The sequence below is a fragment of the Phormidium sp. FACHB-592 genome (genome assembly GCF_014695795.1).
Taxonomy (GTDB): domain Bacteria; phylum Cyanobacteriota; class Cyanobacteriia; order Leptolyngbyales; family Leptolyngbyaceae; genus Stenomitos.
In genome coordinates, this window is record NZ_JACJOZ010000103.1 from 214,614 (window position 1) to 234,922 (window position 20,309).

Consider the following 20,309-nt stretch of genomic DNA (forward strand, 5'->3'; position numbering starts at 1 on the left):
CCCTAACCCCTGTCTTAACACGTTTCAAACGATCGCCCCTTCATTCTGTTACAAAGAACACAGTTATAAAAGGGAAAATGTTGTGCATCGCTGACATTTGCTTTAACAGTCAGAAGCTAGAAAGGGTAATAGAGCGTTGCGTCGCACTCCATTACCCTTTCACTCCCTTACCCCTTCATTCCCTCTCCCTTCTCGCCTACTTCATCCAGACGGTTTTGATATTGACAAACTCATGGATGCCTTGAATGCTAAGTTCGCGTCCAAAGCCCGATCGCTTAATGCCACCAAACGGCAAGCGCGGATCAGATTTAACCATGCTGTTGATAAAGACCGATCCGGCTTCAAGCTCATGGGTTAACCGTTCTTGTTCTGCGGCATCAGTTGTCCAGGCGCTAGCTCCTAACCCAAAGGGAGTGCTGTTAGCAAGTTGGATTGCCTCGTCCAGGGTCGCCACACGAAATAGCATTGCAACAGGACCAAACAACTCCTCTTGAGCCGTAGAGCTACCCAGTGGAATTTCTGTCAGAATCGTCGGCGGATAGAAGTTGCCTGCACCGCCCAGTGGTTTACCACCAATTAGCACTCGCGCACCTTGCTGGATGGCAGTCTGCACCTGCTGATCCAGGTCTTTGAGAATACCAGGCGTTGCTAGGGGACCAATGTCAGTCTCAGGCAGCATGGGGTCGCCGACTTTAAGCGCCTGGTATTTCTCAACCAGTCGTGTCTCGAATTCGTCGTAGAGGGTGTCTATCACGATAAAGCGCTTGGCAGCAATGCACGACTGTCCACTGTTGAGCATCCGCGCTGTCACAGCAGTGGCGATCGCTGCCTCTAAATCGGCGCTGGCTAGCACGATAAAGGGATCGCTACCGCCTAGCTCTAACACAACTTTTTTAATTTGCTTTCCGGCGATGGCTGCTAGGCTTGCGCCCGCGAGTTCACTGCCTGTAAGGGTAGCGGCTTTGACACGCTCGTCCATGACCAGATCGGCAACCTGATCTGCCCCAATCAACAAGGTCTGAAATGCGCCCTTCGGAAAGCCGGCTTGGTGAAGAATGGACTCGATCGCCAGCGCACACTGAGGCACGTTAGAAGCGTGTTTAAGCAAGCCTACATTGCCTGCCATGAGCGCTGGAGCCGCAAAGCGAAACACCTGCCAAAAAGGAAAGTTCCAGGGCATGACGGCTAAGACAGCACCGATCGGTTGATAGCGTACAAGACTGAGACTGGCATCAGTTTGCACTGGAACATCAGCTAGAAACTTAGCAGCGTGATCGGCATAGAAACGGCACACAGCCGCACATTTTTTCACTTCACTGATCGCGGCTTGCAGTGGTTTGCCCATCTCTAGGGTCATCACTTTAGCAAACGTCTCTTCTTCAGCCTCTAAAATCTGAGCAGCAGCATGGAGCCACTGCGATCGCTGCTCAAAGGTTGTGTGCCGATACTGCTCAAACGTCTGTTGTGCCAGCGCTAACGCTTGCTCAATTTGTGGAGCTGTTAGCGCCTCAAACACTTTCACTGTTTCTCCAGTTGCCGGATTAATCGTAGCAATAGCCATAAACGTTCTCCCTTTTAAGTTCCCTGTTTAAATAGGCGATCGACAACAAATTCATGTCCTCCGAGCGATCATGCCTCTTTCTCTTTGGCTTTCAATCGCTTAACCGTCTATCACGTTTGTCAAGTAGCGATCGTGAATGAAGCGACGACGGCACGACTAAAGTGAGCAATAAATCTGCTTTGGTATCTCTGTACACAGAATTTTTTGAATCACCTTCTAATAGCATATCTATAGATTCAATGTCGCAGGATCTCCTAGCAGAAACAAAGCGAATCATTCGCCTTCAAAAATTAAACAAAAATTAAGATTTAGCATTAGACTGTAAAAAAGCATTTGCTTTTGCCCTTTCAGCAGCCACAGTTCAGCATAGGCACATTCAGCACACAAAGATTTTTGTCAGCGTATGCTTGCGTTCGCAATGTCTCTCTCTGCTTCTGCTTTACTGCTCTTTTCTTATTGAAACGTATGGACTTTCGCTCACACAGCCTTCACCAGACGATTGTCGCCACACACCTAATTCTGGCAGTGGATGATGATGATGACAATTTGTTGCTGCTCACACAAGCATTGGCACGTGCTGATCGATCGTTTCTAGCTGCGCCTGATGGTAAGACTACCTTAACGCTAGCGCAAACCCGGCAACCGAATTTGATTCTGCTTGATATCCGACTACCTGATTTAAGTGGGTTCGATGTTTTGCACCATTTACGCCGCAATGTCATCACAGCGAAGATTCCCGTCATTGCCGTGACGGCTCTTACGAGAGAAGATGATCACCGAAAGCTGCTGCAAGCAGGCTGTAGTGATTGCGTCACTAAGCCCTACCTCTTAGAAGATCTTGAACGGGCAGTCGATCGTTGCCTAAGTGCGTTAGCGCTCTCCTATCCGTCAGACTCAGATTTTGGCTCTACAAAAGTTTTTGGTGCAGCAGTAGTGTAGTGCAGCGGTAGTAAAGATTGACGACCGTAGCCCATTGCTTCTAGCCCTATAGCATCTATCTTTAGCTACTTGTTATAGGCAGTGTGCTTATACAGCTCGTCGCAAACTGGTTCGGTTGGGCACACGAAGCCTTAAACTGGAGGATGCAATAAATGATGCCTTCACCCCCAAACAACGACCGTGCGAAAAATTGTTATAGCTGGCAACTGGAAAATGTATAAAACCCAGGCAGAAGCAATGGAGTTTCTCCAGGGTTTGATGCCTCATCTTAACGAGATGGCAGACGATCGAGAAGTCGTGCTGTGCGTTCCCTTCACGGCGTTGGTCAGTCTGTCCCAGTCTTTGCACGGCAGTTTGATTCGTCTAGGTGCCCAAAATGTCCATTGGGAAACATCTGGAGCCTATACAGGAGAGATTGCTGCCCCTATGCTCACTGAGCTTGGAGTCCGCTATGTCATTGTGGGACACAGCGAACGGCGGCAGTATTTTGGGGAAACAGACGCAACAGTGAATTTGCGCTTGCATGCGGCACAGGCGGCGGGCTTGACCCCTATTCTCTGTGTAGGCGAAACAAAACAGCAACGAGACAGTGGTGAAACGGAATCTGTTATCTTGAGCCAGCTTGAAGGTGCGCTCAGTGCGATCGATCAGACGAATTTGGTCATTGCCTACGAGCCAATTTGGGCGATTGGCACCGGCGAAACGTGTCAATCATCTGAAGCAAACCGAGTCATAGGGCTAATCCGCGCACAGCTCACTAATCCTGACGTGCCGATTCAATATGGTGGCTCGGTCAAACCCGATAACATTGACGAAATCATACAGCAGCCTGAAATTGATGGTGCATTAGTAGGCGGGGCAAGCTTGCAACCAGACAGTTTCGCCCGCATCGTAAACTTTGTAGCGGTTTAGTAACACCACGTTGCCGCGCACTGACTAACACTGAATTAATTACAAAACTGCTAGTCACGGTACGTTCTCTCGTGACTAGCTTTTGCTATGAAATTGACTTGCGTTCTAGGGGGAGATGCCACTACTTCAAGGTGTTGCAGATCCTCAGATACTTGAAGAACCCAGGTCTTTCTCGATCAATTCTTGCTTATTTCCGTGCCATGTAGCTAAAGCGCAATATCAGTAAAAACCCTTAACGAGTGATCCCTGCTTGCTTCCTAACTAGCCTACGTAAAACATTAGAAAGTATCGAGAACGTAACGAAACTGATCCTGATAACAACTCTTTAGCCAGCAAATAGTATTGCCAAAGGGAATGCATCTTAGAGACTGAGAGCCTTTATGCTCAGCTTTCTAGCTCCTAATATCTGGTTCCTGTGCTCTAAATTCTGAATAGCTTTTTTAACGCTTGACTAAGATTTTCTGAGTGCTGCTGTAAGTAAAGCTTCCATAAACCTACAGCAATTTTTCTGGATTTCAGCTTCACACCCCTGTAATGGAAACAAGTAGTCGTTCAAAGCCTTCATGAAGATGAACATCAGACTTCAAAAACATCAGGAAATTGCCCTACAAGTGATGTAGGTTAACCTAGCAACTGATTTGGGTCACTCATTTATCTGCAAGCTTGTACTTATACTGACACCCATCAAGTTGATACAGCCTAATCACGATCGCAAGCTCTGTAGCTAATTAACCGGAAGATGCATCCAAACGCCAATGTACTAGAGGACGTAACGGAACTCTAAGGGATGTTCTTTAGTCGTGAATGGCGGGAACACTATTAGCAAGCTGACTGAAGCCCACTCTTACCTGGAGCAACTGAGACGAGCACTATGCCAGCATCTTCTTTTTACGCTGAAGCAGAATACGACGAACAGCTACGCGCCCAGAACCTTCGACCGGGTCGGGCTGATGAAGAGCATACAGTGGATGACCTCATCAGCTTGGAAATGGAGTATGCCGAAGCGGCTGACCTCCAGCGTAGTGTGAGCCGTCGCACCACTGATTTGGTTCGTTTGTACCTCCAGGAAATTGGTCGCGTTCGGTTGTTAGGTCGCGACGAAGAAGTATCGGAAGCGCAACGAGTCCAGCGCTATATGCGACTACTTGAGACACGGGCAGAAGCGGCTGCAAAGGCAGATGGTCCGATTCAGCTCTACGTTCAGCTTGTTGAAGCGCACGATCGCCTTGCCTCTCACTTGGGGCATCGTCCGTCTCTAGAGCGATGGGCACTCGAAGCGGGTATTACCGTCGTAGACCTGAAGCCTACCCTAGCAGAAGGAAAACGCCTCTGGGCAGAAATTGCCAGCTTAACGGTTGAAGAACTGGAAGCCATTCAAGCTGAGGGTGTGCAGGCAAAAGAGCACATGATCAAGGCGAACCTGCGCCTGGTTGTCTCGGTCGCTAAAAAATATCAGAATCGCGGTTTGGAACTGCTCGATCTGATCCAGGAAGGCACCCTTGGACTGGAACGGGCTGTCGAAAAGTTTGACCCCACCAAAGGTTATCGGTTCAGCACCTATGCTTACTGGTGGATTCGTCAAGGCATTACACGAGCGATCGCTACTCAAAGTCGTACGATTCGCTTGCCTGTCCACATTACCGAAAAGCTGAACAAAATCAAGAAGGCTCAGCGCAAAATCTCTCAAGAAAAAGGGCGTACCGCTTCGATCGAAGACATCGCGCTAGAACTAGAGATGACTGCGCCTCAAGTGCGTGACGTGCTGCTGCGTGTCCCCCGTTCCGTTTCGCTTGAAACCAAAGTCGGCAAAGAGAAAGATACAGAACTAGGCGATTTGCTGGAAACAGACGATGTCTCACCCGAAGACACGCTGATGCGTGAGGCACTCCGCCGCGATCTCCAACAACTCCTGGCAGACCTGACGACTCGTGAGCGGGATGTCATTCAAATGCGCTTTGGCTTAGGCGATGGACACCCCTACTCGCTGGCTGAAATTGGTCGTGCGCTCGATCTTTCACGCGAGCGAGTCCGCCAAATCGAGGCAAAGGCACTGCAAAAGCTGCGACAACCCAAGCGTCGCAACCGAGTACGTGACTATCTGGAGTCTTTAAGCTAAAGCTCACCCGCTGAATTTCACCTACAGTTGCAAGTTGTTGAGCAGCTTCCAGTGTCTCTAGAAGAGATTGGGAGCTGTTTTCTCTTTTTGGTCGCTTAAACATCGTCATTGCGTCCCCTCTAAAACAAACGAGCGATCGCCTTGCCCTCTTTCTCAAGATTAATTCTCAATAAGACGAGCTACTTGAAAATAATTTTTTTATTGTGTATCATTCTCATTAATCTAGAGTTATTGAGAAGACGACTATGGCAGCTCCTTACACAGTCACTTCACTCAAAGCAGAACTAAACGAAAAGGGTTGGCGATTAACGCCACAACGGGAGACCATTTTGCAGGTTTTTCAGAATCTGTCTAAGGGCAATCACCTGAGCGCTGAAGATCTTTACAACCTTTTGGAAGGTGAGGGAGAAGCAATCAGTCTCTCAACCATCTACCGGACGCTCAAACTAATGGCACGGATGGGCATTCTACGAGAATTAGAGCTGGCAGAAGGGCACAAGCACTATGAGCTGAATCAGCCTGCTTACCATCACCATCACTTAATCTGCGTTCGCTGCAACAAAACGATCGAGTTTAAGAGTGATTCCATTCTTAAAGTCGGTGTCAAAACAACGCAGAAAGAAGGCTACCATCTGCTGGATTGCCAGCTCACCATTCATGCAGTGTGTCCTGCCTGTCAGCGATCGCTTCTACCAATTTGATATCTTTCCTTCTAGCAGAAGAAGCGCACTAGCTTTTTGCCTTCTTAGTCTAGAAGTACCGAGGCTAGAAGTAGCGCACTTGGGCATCCAGCTTGTTAGCGCGCAGTAGTGTTGCTCGTGCCTCTGCATAACCGCGCTCATCAAACGCGCCTGCTTGCACATACTTACCCAGGTTAGATGCTGCGTAGACAGCGCCGGGAAAAACGGCACGTACCTGCGATAACGTTGAGCTGCCTCTTGCTGGCACAACAACAACATAGCGCTTGCGAACACTTGAAACAGCTGCACTACTCCCAGATAAGTTGTTGGAAAAGGTAGGCTCAGGGAAGCTAACACTCACACCGTTACCGTCCACGCCGCTAGCGAGAGCATTTCGTGTAGCAGGTCCAACGACACCATCTGTTACCAAGCGATTGGAAGCCTGAAAACTACGTACCGCTCGGTCAGTATCTGGACCAAAAACACCGTCAACACTAACGTAGTAACCCACATTGTTCAACTGCTGCTGAAGCGCACTGACTTCTGATCCCCTACTGCCAAGCCGTAAGCCGCTACTGTAGCTAATGGGGCGAACGTTTCCTGAAACTGGCAGGGATTCACCTCTTAGTGCCCGCAACGTAGTGGGTCCAGCGATACCATCAACGGTTAACCCACGTGATGCCTGAAAGCGCCTCACTGCATCAGCTGTAATAGAGGCATAAATCCCAGTTGATCTACGGTTGAAGTAGCCAACTGATCGCAACTGGTCTTGCAGGTTGGTTACAGAAGCACCACGATCGCCGACCTGAAGCGCAGAGGCGTGACCAGCGACAATTAAAATCGCTGCGGGCACCAGCAGTTGCAGCAGCAATAAACCCGCTTGGGTAGACAACAGCTTTAAGTTCAGTCGATCAACATTCAACCTTAGTTCTGCTTCAGGCTCTTCGTAGACACAAGCAGTATGCAGATAGGCAAAAGTTTCCATAGATTTCCCGCAACGTGTTAATGGTTCGTTTAAAGACTGAAGCTAAGAGTCAACCATAGTAAAAATCTTAACTTTATTAATCCCCTATGGGAAGTATTAACAGGACGTTGTGCGGCAGACGATTCAAGAGCTTTGAGGTAGCAGGCGATCGCCTCACATGGTCAAGCACCCAAGGGCTTTCGACCGCTCTCTCTATTCTTAAGAGACAAGGGCGACGGTGAGAGAACATTAGTTGCACGTCGCGTTACTTTGAATCAGCAGCATTGCCTATCAACTACTGACGATAGCCTTTCTGACCAAGATTACCGTGCAGGAACAGTGACGGGCAATCGTCTCAGGGATATTACCCTGAATTGCTTGTTGGAGTAGACCTTCTCTACTTGCACCGACTACAACCACGTCACACTGGTCTTTCTGCGCCATATCAATCACAGCATCAGACACTGAATTGGCACAGACTGGCAGTGTAATCACATTGGCTTGAAGCTGCCGTCTGAGGAAGCGAGCATCTTCATCTAGTAAGACCTCGCTTTGAGTCGTATCAGAGGGATGGAACACCTGACATAAACGAATTTCAGGCTGTTTGCTGAGGGCAACAAGAGCTGGCAGGAGCTTGAGTGCGTGCTGTGAGTTGGGTCCACCGGCGATCGGCAGCAGCCAGCGCTCCAACGGCAGTAATGCTTGGCTCAGTTCGTTGCCTGCTGTTGGGGCATTCTTGCCGATTCGATGCGCACCAATGAGTTCACGGTAAGCACTATGCTTTTCTGTTCGGCGTTTACTAAAACCTTCGCCACTTTTAACTAGCACCACATCGCAACTTGCCTGTCGAATGATGGTATCGACAACGCTACCAAAGATGCGACCGGGGGTAGTGGTACTGCCTTTCCAACCCATTAGCAGCACATTGATGTGGCGATCAGCGATCGTTTCTAAAATGGCTTGCTCGATCGTGTGTGACGCTCGAATTTGAGTATGCACCGGAATTTGTTTTGCATTTCCCTGCCTGACTGCTTCCTTTAAAAGACGACGGCTTAATGTAGTGTTTACTGCTACCTCTGCCGGTGAACTATGGCGCGGCACAGAGATCACCTGCAAACATTCGATTTCGTAATGATGCTCTTGGGCGATCGCAAAGGCTAGCTGGAGCATCCCATTTGCTGTTTGAGGGTTGCTAAGTGGCAGCAGTAAGCGTCCCCGTCCGGTAGCGGGCGATCGCGTTTGGTAAACTACATAGGATGGTTCTGCTCGTCCTCCTAAGCGATCGCCACCCCTTAGCTGATCCGACTCAACCCGTAAAATGTCGCTGCGAGTGATAATTCCCACTAGCTTGCGGTGATCTGTCACGGGTAGGCGAGAGAGCTTGTAGCGAGAAAGCAAATAAAGGACGTGGCTCAACGTATCGGACGGGCTAACCGTGATGGGTTGCGGCGTCATGATCGCTTTCAAGGAGGCGGTGTTCGATAGCTGTCGCTGCGCCACCTTATCAAGGTCAGTTAAGGTGACAATGCCGACCAAGCGACTGTCATCCACTACTGGAAAACCACGGTGGTGCGATCGCGCAAATGCCTGCACTACTTCATCTAAGGACATTTGACTCGCCAGGGTTTCGACCTTTTGCTGCATCACGTCGGCGGCCGTTAGCCTTGCCCATAATCCGTCCTGGATAGCGGCTGGCTCAATACGGATACCTTTAAGCTCCAGAAGATGCGTATAGATTGAACCTGGAAACAGCCGCTCTGCTACAAGGTACGCTGTGACGGCGCTAATCATTAAAGGCAGCACTAGACTGAAGTTCGTTGTGATTTCAAAGACAACGACGATTGCTGTAATGGGTACCCTAACAGCTGCGCCCAAGAACGCTCCCATCCCCGTCAGAGCATAAATCACCGGGTCGCCGCCCAGAAACGCGCTTTCAGCCATACCTACCAGATGTCCCAGCGATGCGCCTAAGATCATACTGGGAACAAAAAGCCCCCCTGGCACTTCCACACCACAGGCAATCATAGTTAAGCCAAACTGCACAATAAAGGCAAAAGCCACCATGCGCCAATCAGACTGGCTGCTAGTGAGAAAGGCTTCCAGGGTATAGCTGCTACGGAAGGGCACAGGTAAGAGGGCAATGATCGTACCAGAGACTAACCCTGCTAGACCGATACGCCACATGGGACTCCAGGGCATCATCCGACGGCACCACCGAATGCTGTAGAGAATGCCGTGATTGAACAGCGCCGCTAGCATACCTGCCAGTAGCCCCAAAAGTAGAAAGAAAGGAATTTCTGATAGCGCAAAGCTTGCCTGATAGCGGATTGGGTCGATGCCTAGATGCAGGTTTGGTCCTGCTAAGACACGCGATGTCACGCCACCAATAAACGATGCCAGGATAGCTGTACCCAATGTCAGACTGGAGAAATCCTGAAGGAGTTCTTCAATCACAAACATCACGCCCGCGATCGGGGCGTCAAAGCTAGCAGCTAAACCCGCAGCGGCTCCGGCGGCAATCAGTTGACGTTGATGTTCGGGCGATGCTGGCAGCCAACGGCTTAATTGTGCTGCCAGGGATGCCCCAATTTGTGTTGTCGGACCTTCGCGCCCCAGCGCAAACCCAGAACCCAAAGCTAAGGTTGTACTGACCAGCTTGACGGCAGCAACGCGGAGATTAAGTGCAGTCGGCACATATGCCAATGCTGCTTTCACCTGAGGAACACCACTGCCCAAGGCTTCTGGAGCGACCCGCTCGATCAACAAGCCAACCAAAAGCCCGCCGATCAAACCTACTGTTGGTATCAGCAACCAGGTTGGCCGTGACATCGCTTCTTTTAGCCGCCAGCCACCTAGCCACTGAATGCTTTGCTTCAGCAGCACGGCTGCCAGTGCAGCAACGAGACCAATCAGGATTGCCTCAAGAATTGCTAATCGCTTGGGAGTGAGCAGCAGAGCGATCGATTTGAACGTGACTGGAAACGGCATTAGCCAGCACTCATAAGGATATCCAAAGTAGCTGCTACCAAACTAGTGACAGCAACACCATTAGATTAACCAATTGCTCAAGTCGCGCACGCAATATCTCTAATTAACTGCACTGCTGCTTTCCATGAAGTTTGCAATACAGCCGTTAGTGCAGGCAGTCAATATGCCCCATTATCTTTTGGGTAAAGAATAACGCTAAGCGTCCGAGCGACAATACCCAAGTCCATTAAAAGACTCCGGCAGTTGACGTAATAGACATCAATTTGAACGCGTCTAGGGTAAGGAATGTCATTTCGCCCAGACACCTGCCATAGACCAGTGATGCCAGGACGAATACTGAAAACGCGATCGGCATAATTACCATACCGTTCTAATTCTTCAGTTACAACTGGGCGTGGTCCAACGACACTCATATCTCCCTTGAGGACGTTTAAAAACTGCGGGAACTCATCCAAACTGGTAATCCGTAAGAAGCGACCAATGCTTGTAATGCGTGGATCGCGTCGCAGCTTGAAATTGCTTTGAAACTCTTGACGTAGACCAGGTGAGGTCTCCATCATCTCCATCAACACCTCATCGGCGTTTCGTACCATCGTTCTGAATTTAATGCAGCCAAACGGTTTGTAGTTTCTGCCAACGCGCTCTTGAACGTAAAAAATGGGACCACGGGAGCTGAACGCAATCAACGCAATCAGCAGAAGATAAACCGGAGAAAAGACAATCAGAACAGTCAGGGAAAATGTAATATCAAACAGCCGTTTGGCAAACTCTCCGTTTAAGCTTCTCTCAAGCAGCGATGTAAAACCACGCCTTAAGAATGCACGAATTGTCTTGCCAGAGATTAATTGGCTTTCGGCAGTCATTTTACTCCTTCACACATCCACACCACACCACACAGTCATTATCATAAAGCCACTCACCCCTTCTACGCAGTTTTTGCTGCCAATTCAGTTAAAAAATGATGCGATCGCAAAAAGAGGCAGCTCGTTACTAGTATCCAAAGGGCAGCTATGAGTGCTGACGGACAAAGCAATAAAGGCTTGCTCCGTGAGCGTTCTATCTCATATATCTGTCGACTGACTATATTCGTCTGCCCTCTTATTGGTAGATGAAAGATGCTGATGAAACTCGCCATAACAACGCTCGATAAAGGATCGATAGCGATCTTGAAAAACGGTAGGGCTAAACGAGAGTGCGTGCGATCGCACAGCCTCCAAATTCAGTGCTGATTGATACCGTTCAAACGTTTTGACGGCAGCCACAATCGCGCCTTCCGTTTGCTCATAAAATAAGACTCCAGTGCCCAGATCACCATATTCTCTGACATCACGCACCGTCTCTAAAGTTCCCCCCAATCCATAGGCAATGACAGGAGTACCGCATGCCTGCGCTTCTACTGGGGCAATGCCAAAATCTTCAAATGCCGCATAGACAAACGCTTTCGCCTGCGTCATGTATTGCTCCACCACGGCATCAGATTGCCAGCCCAACACCTGTACATTTGAGCGAGCAAGCTGCTGAATCTGCTTTAGCTCTGGACCATCACCGATAACGACTAAGGGTTTACCCAACCGATTGAACGCTTTAACAATCAGCGAGATTTTTTTGTAGCTGACGAGGCGCGAGACTGTCACGTAAAAATCCTGCTTCTGCGGCTGAAAGCAAAACCGCTCGGTATCAACGGGTGGATAGATGACTGCTGCGGGACGACGATAGCAGCGCCAGATCCGACGCGCTGTATGGTTAGAGTTAGCAATAAAGTAATCGACGCGATTTGCTGAAAGTACATCCCATTGCCGTATACGGTGGAGCAAGTAGCGTGTGAGCAGACCCTGTGCCCCTCGCCCAGCAGTACTGCTATGCAAATAGTCAAAAGTCATATCCCATGCATAGCGCATAGGCGCATGACAATAGCAGACATGGAGTTGATTCGCTCCTGTCAAAACGCCTTTTGCTACTGCATGAGAAGATGAGAGAATCACGTCGTAACCACGCAGGTCAAGTTGCTCGATCGCCAGCGGCAGCAATGGCAGATACTTTTGCACGCCGTTACGGGCAAAGGGAAACTGCTGTAAAAATGTGGTGCCGATCGTGCGTTTAAACAAATAGCTATCAGGATTAGTCGATTCAAAATCAATCAGCGCGTAGACATCAGCCTCTACACTCTTGAGAATTTCCTGCACAACCAATTCGGAACCACCCGTAGCTTTGGGCGTTAACCATTCATGCACCAGCGCATACTTCAATGCCACAGCAGCCTTGCCTACAGCGTTTAACGATTTGTTCTGGTGCAACTATAGACGAATGACAGACGAATGCTGCGATCGATCGGTTTTCCAGTTCGTTCGCTTTGCTGTGATAGAGAAAAAGAGGCGTGAACGATTGTGTTTGAAGGGAATTTGACCTTTTACAAAAGGCTCAGCAGACATACTGTCGTGATCGCAGGGTTTCAAAAAAAAAAAGACCAGCACTAAGGCTGGTCAGATCAAAACATACGTTGTTCTCTCAAATGGAAGGAAACTTGCCTGCGCGCTCCCAAACGTACAGTTAAGTTACTACTTTTTAGTATTCCCCCGGTTAGACATCATTGTAGCAAGATACACAAACTTTTTTCATAAAAATTCACGCTTCTTGAATTTAAATCTTCCTAAAGAGCGATGGTAGAGTGATAAAACTCACTTGACCTCAGCAGATACACGGTAATAAGCTCTGGCTCCAATATGCAGCAGTTCCTTAATCGTCTCTTTATTGCTCCAACTCCAAGAGCAATTTGAAATCCTAATCTCCTAGTACTCCTAAGCTTTCCACTGCACTTAGGATTAAAGCCCTCAACTTAAAAGCAAGGTTTTGAGAGGGCAATAACACTGAGGCACGACGCCTCGTCCAGTTCAGTTATTGCAAGACATCGCACAGCAACATTGCTGCACGGAAGAACGGTCTGCAATACATTTATTTATTTGTAGCAAGATTGTTCATCCACGAACCTACTGGCTGCACTCGTGCTTACTTACGCAACTACCTCTATTAAAACGATCCGTCTAGGGTTGAATGCGTTTGCTGTTTAGGAGACGGACGATCGCTGCACGTTCGCGCTAGGTTGACACAGCAGTTTAATCTTTGGTGCTTAGGAGTCCTTCCTCTTCTAGGCAGGGATAAATAATTCGCGAGAGAACAAAGAGCAGGAGGAAGCTGTGTTTAACATCACCTAGGACTACTTGAACCGCTGTAATCCTAGAGAACCGAGCGACTACAGCCCTACTACACGTCGTGAGTAAGGTGACGACTCATACTTAATCGTTCCCATCAGCAGTGGCACACTATTGTGATCGTTATAGCAACCTTCTGTATCTATGCTGATGTTGTGGTCAGTCTAATGACCCTAAAGCTAGGTGTAAGGTTTAAAGAAGATAGCGTCAATTAGATTCGGCAAAGGAGTCAGTCTCACATCCACAAAGCTTTGATCCCCAGCGTTTGGACGTGTGCCACTGGCAGGAGGTGTGTCACATGAGGTTGTGTTATGTGAGCCTGTTCCGTATGGGTAGAGATAGCACTGTTACAAGCAGGTTCTGCTGATTCGCAACAGCGTATTGTCATACTCTCGCTCAAGCTTGAAGCACCGACTCTTGGAGTGTCTGACAAAGCCTCAGTCATAGCTGACTCCGCTGACGCTTGCATTGCAACCAGATTTTTTTGCTGCCACGCCATAATATCCTCCAGGTTTTCCCATGCTGGAGAAAAGGGTGGGATCGCTAGTGCACAAGCAGTCCAGGCACCCTGAACAGCAACATCAAGCTGCTGGCAGTGTCCCCCACGCCGCCCCTCTGGCGCGTAGTATTGGCAACGCCGACAAACGGATGTGGAGGAAGACAAGGATTTCATATACGAGGCTTTTAAAGGTGTTATTCACTCCATTTTGGATGCAGCTTTTTTCTGACATTTACTTGATAAAGCGCTAGAGGCAGGATGGCTATTGAATCTGAGCGATCCCGGTTACAAAACAGGTTTTAGATTGTTTTCACTTTTATGAAATCAAGAGCAACATTTTTAATAGTGGATCTGACTTAGTCTCTTTACAAAAGGGCTGCATTTTGTTTGAAACGCCAGAGGGATCAAAGGCTATACAAACCAACCTCACTTTATATCAGGACATTTTTTGTCTCAAGCGAAGCTTTAAAAGAGCATCACAGAGTCCGTAAAATTAAGCAACTGGGTTGTCAACTTATAACTATCTGTATGTAATTCAACGGATGCTCCCCGTCCCAAGCTTGCTAGAAAAGTAGAAAAGCATATTCGTACATTTGCTCAAAGCATTTAGCAGTTCAGATAGAAAGCAAGCATCTGAAATTATTACAATGCGGCTGAGTCGTCACTCTTACCATTGTTTCGCGGCACAAAGCGAACAGAGCGCCCAACGCTTTAGTTCACCAGAGGGGGTAGGGCACTGACATTGCGGACAAAGGGGCATATTTTGAGTGCGTGTCCGCATAATCTTTCTCCAGTGCTGGAAAGCAAGCAGCGGGTCTGTTAAGCGCTCTGACTGCGGCACGCCAGGCGATCGCACTGCATCCGTCAGACGGCTAGGGTGCTGCTGCCAGAGTTCTGTCTGTAGCTCTTCATTAAACGCTGATCGAGATTGTGTTTGCCATTGAGCATTAGAAAACCGAATATCCGTCAGCGATGCCGAGAGTAACACGTTGAGTTTTGCCAGAATGCGTTGACGCTCGAAAACTAGATTCTGTGCCCAAGCAGCACTTGATGTTGCTACTCGCAGCACCTCGTTATGCATTGAGAGTGGTCGAGTTTGAGCTGCCACTACTGGACCGACCGCTTCAACCCAAGCTTTGAGCAGCCGTTGAGAATACTGTTGGTCGCGCAACCGATAGCGATCGCCAAGTTGATCTAAAACGTGATCAATAGACTTGAAAGACATAGCGTCAATGAAAGTATGAAAGGAGTGCAGAATCGTGCAAAAAAGTGTATAACGTTAGCTCAGTGCCTAATGTAAACTGTGAGCAAGCAGAAAAATTGGGCGACAATGCATCTACAGAACACTCAAGGTTGATAGCCAGAGTTATATCAGAGTTATATATAGTCTCAAATGTTATAGCCTGAATGCATAACAGGCGGCAGAGAGCAATCTAGCCGTTCAAAAAGAAGTTTTTTAATTGAGCAATTTAAAACAAGCTAGCGGCTCAATCATAGTTCGCTTCAAAAACCAACATTAAGTAAGCGTATTAGTAGAAGGTGAGTAATGCGTCAAAATCCTAAAGTAGAGCCACCGAATCAGTCACCTCAGCCGATCGCGCTTCATCCAGTCTTAAGTACTGCTTTGGCACATCTGGACATTCAGCTTGAAGATGAGTTGGTGCGCTACAGGCGGCAACGGACGGCTGCTGGACGTACTGTACGTCAACCCGGTCGCAAGCGCTCATCCGAGTCCCTTGATCTAATTGCAGTTTCAGCAACGGCGGGTGGAGTCAACACACCTGCCGCAAAGCCAGTACCATTGCTAGATCAGCGCCTGGCAGATGTTGCTGGACAAGCGGCTGTACCCGATACATATAAGCCAATACCCGCTTTTACAGCCACCCCCCAACCGTTTGACGGCGCGATCGCCCTTAGAACGGACAAGCAGTCCCAAGACAACGCCAATAACGACGTATCGCTGTCTGGGGGAGAGGATGCCCATGCCTTAGCTCAAGCTGGCAACCCTGACTTGGACGATTATTTGGAGTCGTCTGAAGAGTTGCTACGTAGCCTTGCAGACCAGCAAGCCGAAGTGCAAGCAGAACGGCATTTTATGCAAAGTTTGCTTACACCATTAGGGGTGGGCGCGATGCTGCTGTTACTGCTTTCTAGCGCTATGTTTGGCTACGTCATCATGAATCCGTCTAGTTTGCCGTGGTTAACAGCAAAACGGACTAATGATGCTGGTTTGTCGCCAGAGCAAGCCGCTGGTCAAAGGGCGATCGCTCCACCACAGCCCGATCTAGCCAAACGGGAACTCCCAGAGCTGAATTTGAACAATCTGGGCACTATTAACGTTAGTCCAGGAGTACCGTCTTCTACCGCTCTAAGCAAACAGGCTACGGCTACGCCTAGCAGTAAGACAACGGTAACAACGACCGCACCTGTAGAATCTCAATCCAGCAACGAGCCTGCTGCACAAGCACCCATTCCAGCCGTAACCTCAAACTCTAGCCGTCCCTACGCACGCACTAGCGAACCACCCCAAACCGCTCCGCTCCGTGCCCCAGAGCCAGTGCAGCCACCTGTTGCACCCGTGCGTCGTACTCCCGCAGTTACGGCTCCAGCCACAACTACAGCTCCAGCCGCAACCGCTAGCAGCCAGTCTACAGGAGAGGCATCTAGCGCCTATCAATACAAAGTTGGGATTCCCTTTGAAAACGACCAGACGCTAGAAAATGCCCGAAAAGTCGTACCTGATGCTTTTGTCCGCACCTTGCCAGATGGCAAAACGATCGTGCAGGTTGGGGCAGCCCGCAACGAAACTGAAGTGAAAGCAAACGTGGAACGCTTACGTGATCAGGGGCTCTCTTCTACTGAGGTCTATAAACGGTAGGAGGTACGAACTGAAAAGGTACGGTAGGATTGAGAAACGCTTTGAGTTTGGTATGGGAAGGCTTGCATTGAATTGCGTTACCACACCAACGGAAACTCAAAACTCGAAACTATAATCTCCGGAGAGCATATGGGACTTTTCGACCGAATCATGCGGGTGATTCGCGCTAACCTGAACAGCTTGGTAAGCGGTGCCGAAGATCCGGAGAAAATCCTGGAGCAAGCCGTGTTGGATATGCAGGAGGATTTGATCCAGCTGCGGCAGGCTGTAGCACAAGCGATCGCAACCCAAAAGCGCACAGAACGACAATGCTCTCAGGCACAAACAACGGCTGATGAATGGTACCGTCGGGCACAGCTAGCGTTGCAAAAAGGCGAAGAGACACTGGCACGAGAAGCATTAACGCGACGAAAGTCTTACCAGGACACGGCAGAGGCAATGCGATCGCAGATTGAACAGCAATCCACGATCGTGACTCAGCTTAAACAAAACATGATGAAGCTGGAGAGCAAAATCTCTGAAGCTAAGACTAAGAAAGATTTGTATATTGCTAGAGCGCGATCGGCAAAAGCATCCCAGCAGATTAATGACATGATGGGACGAGTTGGCACAGGCAGCGCAATTTCGGCTTTTGAGCGTATGGAAGAAAAAGTTTTGCAGCTTGAAGCCCAATCGGAAGCCGTTGCTGAACTTGGCACTGATGATTTGGAAAAGCGTATTGCTGCCCTTGGGGAAGCTGACGAAGTAGAAGCTGAACTTGCCGCGATGAGAAACCAACTCACTGGCGGTTCTCCAACTGCTCAGCTTCCAGCGAGCCAGACGGCTACTAATGCTGAAACCGATCGAGAGCTAGATAATCTACGTAGACAAATGCGAGAACTCTAGCGGAGTTCATAGTAGTAATAGCAGCTTAGTAGTGCCGTAGATCGGTGAAAGATTAAAGGGGTAATGCATGACAGCAAGCCCTGCAAGTTAGCGATCGCGTCGGCATAGCATAAGGCTCTGAGATGAGGTTCATAGCGTTTCTGCTTGCCTATACTGCCATCCCTTGACCTATGGCATCATTCAACAAGTACTTGCAGTTGATCCCCGACTAGAGTCTGTCTATTTTCAGTGCTGCTCCTTTCCAAGAGTTTCTCAAGAGTGTGCAAACTAGCAGCATCTTGGGAACCTTGAAGATAGATGATTGCTGAAGAAAAAAGGACGCACATGATATCAGCGAATACAAAGTATCGGTTAGTGACTAGAAGCGACTTTGATGGGCTGGTCTGTGCTGTTCTACTGAAAGAACTGGACATGATTGATGAGATCAAGTTTGTTCATCCTAAAGATATGCAGGATGGCAAGATTGAGATTACGGCAAATGACATCACGACCAATTTACCCTACGTCGAAAGTGCTCATTTAGTCTTTGACCATCACTCCAGTGAAACGCTGAGAAATCAGGGGCGAAAAGAGAATTACATCATCAAACCCAACGCTCCTTCAGCTGCCAGAGTCGTTTACGAACATTTTGGTGGGCACGAGCGCTTTCCTAATGTTTCGCCGCTGATGATGGCAGCCGTTGACAAAGCTGATTCTGCTCAATTTTCGATCGAGGAAGTACTCAATCCCAAAGGTTGGACATTATTAAACTTCTTAATGGACGCGAGGACAGGTTTAGGTCGCTTCAAGGATTTTCGCGTTTCTAACTACAACTTAATGATGCAGTTAATTGACTGCTGCAAAACACAGCCCATCGACGAAATTCTCACTTTGCCAGATGTACAAGAACGGGTTGACCTGTACTTTGAACAAGAGTCACGCTTCAAGGCTCAAATTCAAGCGTGTGCAACAGTCCATCAAAATTTAGTCGTGCTTGATCTACGTAATGAAGCGGTGATTTACGCTGGCAATCGATTCATGGTTTATGCACTCTTTCCAAAAACTAATATTTCAATTCATGTCATGTGGGGACGGCAGCAGCTCAATACCGTTTTTGCTACCGGAAAATCGATCTTTCATCGCTCGTCTAAGACGAACATTGGTGAGTTAATGCTTACCTATGGTGGCGGTGGACACGCCAATGCTGGTACTTGCCAAGTAGAAAACGATCGGGCAGAAGCAACACTAAAAGCGCTCATCGCCCAAATTACAGCCGACGGTTAAGCTAAAAGCTAAAGTGCAGAAATCAGTTTAAGAGCGCTGCCGTACGAATGCTAAGTATCAGAGGTGCATTCCATACAACAGCCCTTACTCCGATTCTCGGAATACCAATTAATTTCTGAGTGTAGGTGCATCACGAACGATCGAGTCCTCAGCCTCTACAAGATCAATATGGGATGTGTCGAGAGGCGCGATTGTCTCTTTTGGTTGAGTCGGCGATTCACCATTTATCGCAGGGTTAGACTGGCTGCTATGCGACTGACTGACACCCATTCCTCTGGACGATCGCATCGCCACAAGAATATTTTTAAGAACGACAGCAGTTGGTACGGCTACAATCACGCCCAAGAGTCCACCGACACGCGCACCCGTTAGAATCGAGACAAAAATCCAGACTGGATTCAGCCCAGTAACACTACCCAGTACTCGTGGTGCCACTAAATTTTCGAGAATCTGCTGCACTAATAACGACGCGGCTAGCACCTTAACGCCTAAGCCGATGTCTCGCAGGGCTACGAGTAGAGTTACCAATGCAATACCAACAGAGCCACCGAAAGGCACAAGCGCCATCGCACCGATCGTTAATCCGAACAGCAACCCGAAGGGGACGGCTAGCCACAAAAAGATGAGGGTTAAAATTGACCCCATACAAGTGGACAGGATGAACTGACTTAAAAAGTAGTTCTGAAAGCTCAAGCGCAGCGTTTCTGAAAACGGCTTTTGCACTCTTACAGGTAGCCATTCTACAAGACTCTCCCAGAGCAAATCGCCATTTTGTAACAGATAAAATGTCAACACCAGCGTGAGCAACACATCTAACAAGCTGGTAACAGTGAAGACAGCAACACTTAACGCCTGTGCCGCAATAAGCTGCAACTGACTCTTAAGGCGATCGTTTACCTGTTCTGCCAAGAGGCTTAAATCAAGCGGCAGGTTTGTCCCTTCTAGCTGTTGATTGAGAATAATGAGTTGCCGCTGTCCTGAGTCAAACCATTCAGGTAAGCGTGCTACAAGTTGACGGGCTTGATCAAGCGCACTCGGCAGTAATGTAATGCCACCCGCTAACAAGAGCGACAATGCCAGCAAGAATACAACGATTGCGGCTCGTCCACGTGGTACCCCCTGTCGCTGCATGAGGCTGACAGGGTAGTTAAGCAGGAAAGCAATCAGCGAAGCCGCTACCAAGATGACAATGAGAGAATGGAAGTAATCAGCGATCGCAAAGAGCGCCCAACCGTTCAGCACCAACAGCGGAGCCGCTAACAGAATGAGTAACGCCTTTGCAAGTGGAGAAAGCGTTTCCCACCAGAGCCGCAAACGTCCCTTATGTACCTCGTGAGCTTCAGCCTGGTGATCCGACATGGGCACCCGTAGTTCTTTACTCTACACCCTCTACCCTACACCCTAGACTTCGCAGTCAC

General features: G+C 48.7%; 16 protein-coding genes. 7 read left to right on the forward strand and 9 right to left on the reverse strand.

Translation table 11 applies throughout. The features are described from left to right. Positions 1-196 precede the first annotated feature (196 nt). Positions 197-1,561 (reverse strand): NAD-dependent succinate-semialdehyde dehydrogenase, encoded by a 1,365-nt coding sequence (locus H6F86_RS27700; protein ID WP_190453489.1) that lies wholly within the window; start codon positions 1,559-1,561, stop codon positions 197-199. A gap of 465 nt (positions 1,562-2,026) precedes the next feature. Between H6F86_RS27700 and H6F86_RS27705 the strand changes: the two genes are divergently transcribed. The 4 genes from H6F86_RS27705 (at position 2,027) to H6F86_RS27720 (ending at position 6,229) form a co-directional block, all read left to right on the forward strand. After that, positions 2,027-2,500 (forward strand): response regulator, encoded by a 474-nt coding sequence (locus H6F86_RS27705; RefSeq protein WP_190453492.1) that lies wholly within the window; start codon positions 2,027-2,029, stop codon positions 2,498-2,500. Positions 2,501-2,680: 180 nt separating this feature from the next. Beyond that, positions 2,681-3,412 (forward strand): triose-phosphate isomerase, encoded by a 732-nt coding sequence (tpiA, locus tag H6F86_RS27710; RefSeq protein WP_190453495.1) that lies wholly within the window; start codon positions 2,681-2,683, stop codon positions 3,410-3,412. A gap of 871 nt (positions 3,413-4,283) precedes the next feature. After that, entirely contained in the window at positions 4,284-5,528 is a 1,245-nt protein-coding gene (gene sigC, locus H6F86_RS27715) for an RNA polymerase sigma factor SigC (protein WP_190453499.1), read from the forward strand. Between the two features lie 245 nt (positions 5,529-5,773). Then, complete coding sequence (locus tag H6F86_RS27720; RefSeq protein ID WP_190453502.1) at positions 5,774-6,229, forward strand: transcriptional repressor; 456 nt, start codon at positions 5,774-5,776, stop codon at positions 6,227-6,229. Positions 6,230-6,293: 64 nt separating this feature from the next. On the opposite strand, the gene H6F86_RS27725 is transcribed toward H6F86_RS27720, so the two are convergent. The 7 genes from H6F86_RS27725 to H6F86_RS27750 all read right to left on the reverse strand — a co-directional run bounded on the left by H6F86_RS27725 (position 6,294) and on the right by H6F86_RS27750 (position 15,090). After that, positions 6,294-7,193 (reverse strand): peptidoglycan-binding protein, encoded by a 900-nt coding sequence (locus H6F86_RS27725; RefSeq protein ID WP_190453505.1) that lies wholly within the window; start codon positions 7,191-7,193, stop codon positions 6,294-6,296. A gap of 270 nt (positions 7,194-7,463) precedes the next feature. Beyond that, positions 7,464-10,160, reverse strand: coding sequence for a chloride channel protein (locus H6F86_RS27730; protein ID WP_190453508.1), 2,697 nt, complete (start codon positions 10,158-10,160; stop codon positions 7,464-7,466). 158 nt (positions 10,161-10,318) lie between these two features. Further along, on the reverse strand, positions 10,319-11,023 hold the full coding sequence (locus H6F86_RS27735; RefSeq protein ID WP_190453511.1) for a sugar transferase: 705 nt from the start codon (positions 11,021-11,023) through the stop codon (positions 10,319-10,321). 198 nt (positions 11,024-11,221) lie between these two features. Next, positions 11,222-12,412, reverse strand: coding sequence for a glycosyltransferase (locus H6F86_RS27740; protein WP_190453515.1), 1,191 nt, complete (start codon positions 12,410-12,412; stop codon positions 11,222-11,224). Positions 12,413-12,454: 42 nt separating this feature from the next. Continuing rightward, positions 12,455-12,589 (reverse strand): hypothetical protein, encoded by a 135-nt coding sequence (locus H6F86_RS33015; RefSeq protein ID WP_277881721.1) that lies wholly within the window; start codon positions 12,587-12,589, stop codon positions 12,455-12,457. Positions 12,590-13,601: 1,012 nt separating this feature from the next. Continuing rightward, positions 13,602-14,039 (reverse strand): hypothetical protein, encoded by a 438-nt coding sequence (locus tag H6F86_RS27745; RefSeq protein ID WP_190453518.1) that lies wholly within the window; start codon positions 14,037-14,039, stop codon positions 13,602-13,604. A gap of 493 nt (positions 14,040-14,532) precedes the next feature. Continuing rightward, positions 14,533-15,090: a DUF721 domain-containing protein gene (locus H6F86_RS27750; protein WP_190453521.1), complete on the reverse strand. Its 558-nt coding sequence runs from the start codon at positions 15,088-15,090 to the stop codon at positions 14,533-14,535. Between the two features lie 321 nt (positions 15,091-15,411). Between H6F86_RS27750 and H6F86_RS27755 the strand changes: the two genes are divergently transcribed. From H6F86_RS27755 to H6F86_RS27765, 3 genes are all read left to right on the forward strand, one after another. Next, complete coding sequence (locus H6F86_RS27755; protein WP_190453524.1) at positions 15,412-16,743, forward strand: hypothetical protein; 1,332 nt, start codon at positions 15,412-15,414, stop codon at positions 16,741-16,743. A 129-nt stretch (positions 16,744-16,872) separates the two neighbouring features. Next, entirely contained in the window at positions 16,873-17,628 is a 756-nt protein-coding gene (locus tag H6F86_RS27760) for a PspA/IM30 family protein (protein WP_190453529.1), read from the forward strand. Between the two features lie 324 nt (positions 17,629-17,952). Then, positions 17,953-18,891: an exopolyphosphatase gene (locus tag H6F86_RS27765; protein WP_190453532.1), complete on the forward strand. Its 939-nt coding sequence runs from the start codon at positions 17,953-17,955 to the stop codon at positions 18,889-18,891. A gap of 108 nt (positions 18,892-18,999) precedes the next feature. Here the strand turns inward: H6F86_RS27765 and H6F86_RS27770 are convergent, their stop codons facing one another. Then, complete coding sequence (locus tag H6F86_RS27770) at positions 19,000-20,250, reverse strand: AI-2E family transporter (protein WP_190453536.1); 1,251 nt, start codon at positions 20,248-20,250, stop codon at positions 19,000-19,002. Between the last annotated feature and the right edge of the window lie 59 nt (positions 20,251-20,309).

Bases quoted from the DNA above. Each gene is read 5' to 3' on its own strand.
- H6F86_RS27770 (WP_190453536.1), bottom strand. From the start codon at position 20,250: ATGTCGGATCACCAGGCTGAAGCTCACGAGGTACATAAGGGACGTTTG.
- H6F86_RS27725 (WP_190453505.1), bottom strand. From the start codon at position 7,193: ATGGAAACTTTTGCCTATCTGCATACTGCTTGTGTCTACGAAGAGCCT.
- H6F86_RS27700 (WP_190453489.1), bottom strand. From the start codon at position 1,561: ATGGCTATTGCTACGATTAATCCGGCAACTGGAGAAACAGTGAAAGTG.
- H6F86_RS27735 (WP_190453511.1), bottom strand. From the start codon at position 11,023: ATGACTGCCGAAAGCCAATTAATCTCTGGCAAGACAATTCGTGCATTC.
- H6F86_RS27750 (WP_190453521.1), bottom strand. From the start codon at position 15,090: ATGTCTTTCAAGTCTATTGATCACGTTTTAGATCAACTTGGCGATCGC.
- sigC (WP_190453499.1), top strand. From the start codon at position 4,284: ATGCCAGCATCTTCTTTTTACGCTGAAGCAGAATACGACGAACAGCTA.
- H6F86_RS33015 (WP_277881721.1), bottom strand. From the start codon at position 12,589: ATGTCTGCTGAGCCTTTTGTAAAAGGTCAAATTCCCTTCAAACACAAT.
- H6F86_RS27765 (WP_190453532.1), top strand. From the start codon at position 17,953: ATGATATCAGCGAATACAAAGTATCGGTTAGTGACTAGAAGCGACTTT.
- H6F86_RS27730 (WP_190453508.1), bottom strand. From the start codon at position 10,160: ATGCCGTTTCCAGTCACGTTCAAATCGATCGCTCTGCTGCTCACTCCC.
- H6F86_RS27755 (WP_190453524.1), top strand. From the start codon at position 15,412: ATGCGTCAAAATCCTAAAGTAGAGCCACCGAATCAGTCACCTCAGCCG.
- H6F86_RS27745 (WP_190453518.1), bottom strand. From the start codon at position 14,039: ATGAAATCCTTGTCTTCCTCCACATCCGTTTGTCGGCGTTGCCAATAC.
- H6F86_RS27705 (WP_190453492.1), top strand. From the start codon at position 2,027: ATGGACTTTCGCTCACACAGCCTTCACCAGACGATTGTCGCCACACAC.
- H6F86_RS27720 (WP_190453502.1), top strand. From the start codon at position 5,774: ATGGCAGCTCCTTACACAGTCACTTCACTCAAAGCAGAACTAAACGAA.
- H6F86_RS27760 (WP_190453529.1), top strand. From the start codon at position 16,873: ATGGGACTTTTCGACCGAATCATGCGGGTGATTCGCGCTAACCTGAAC.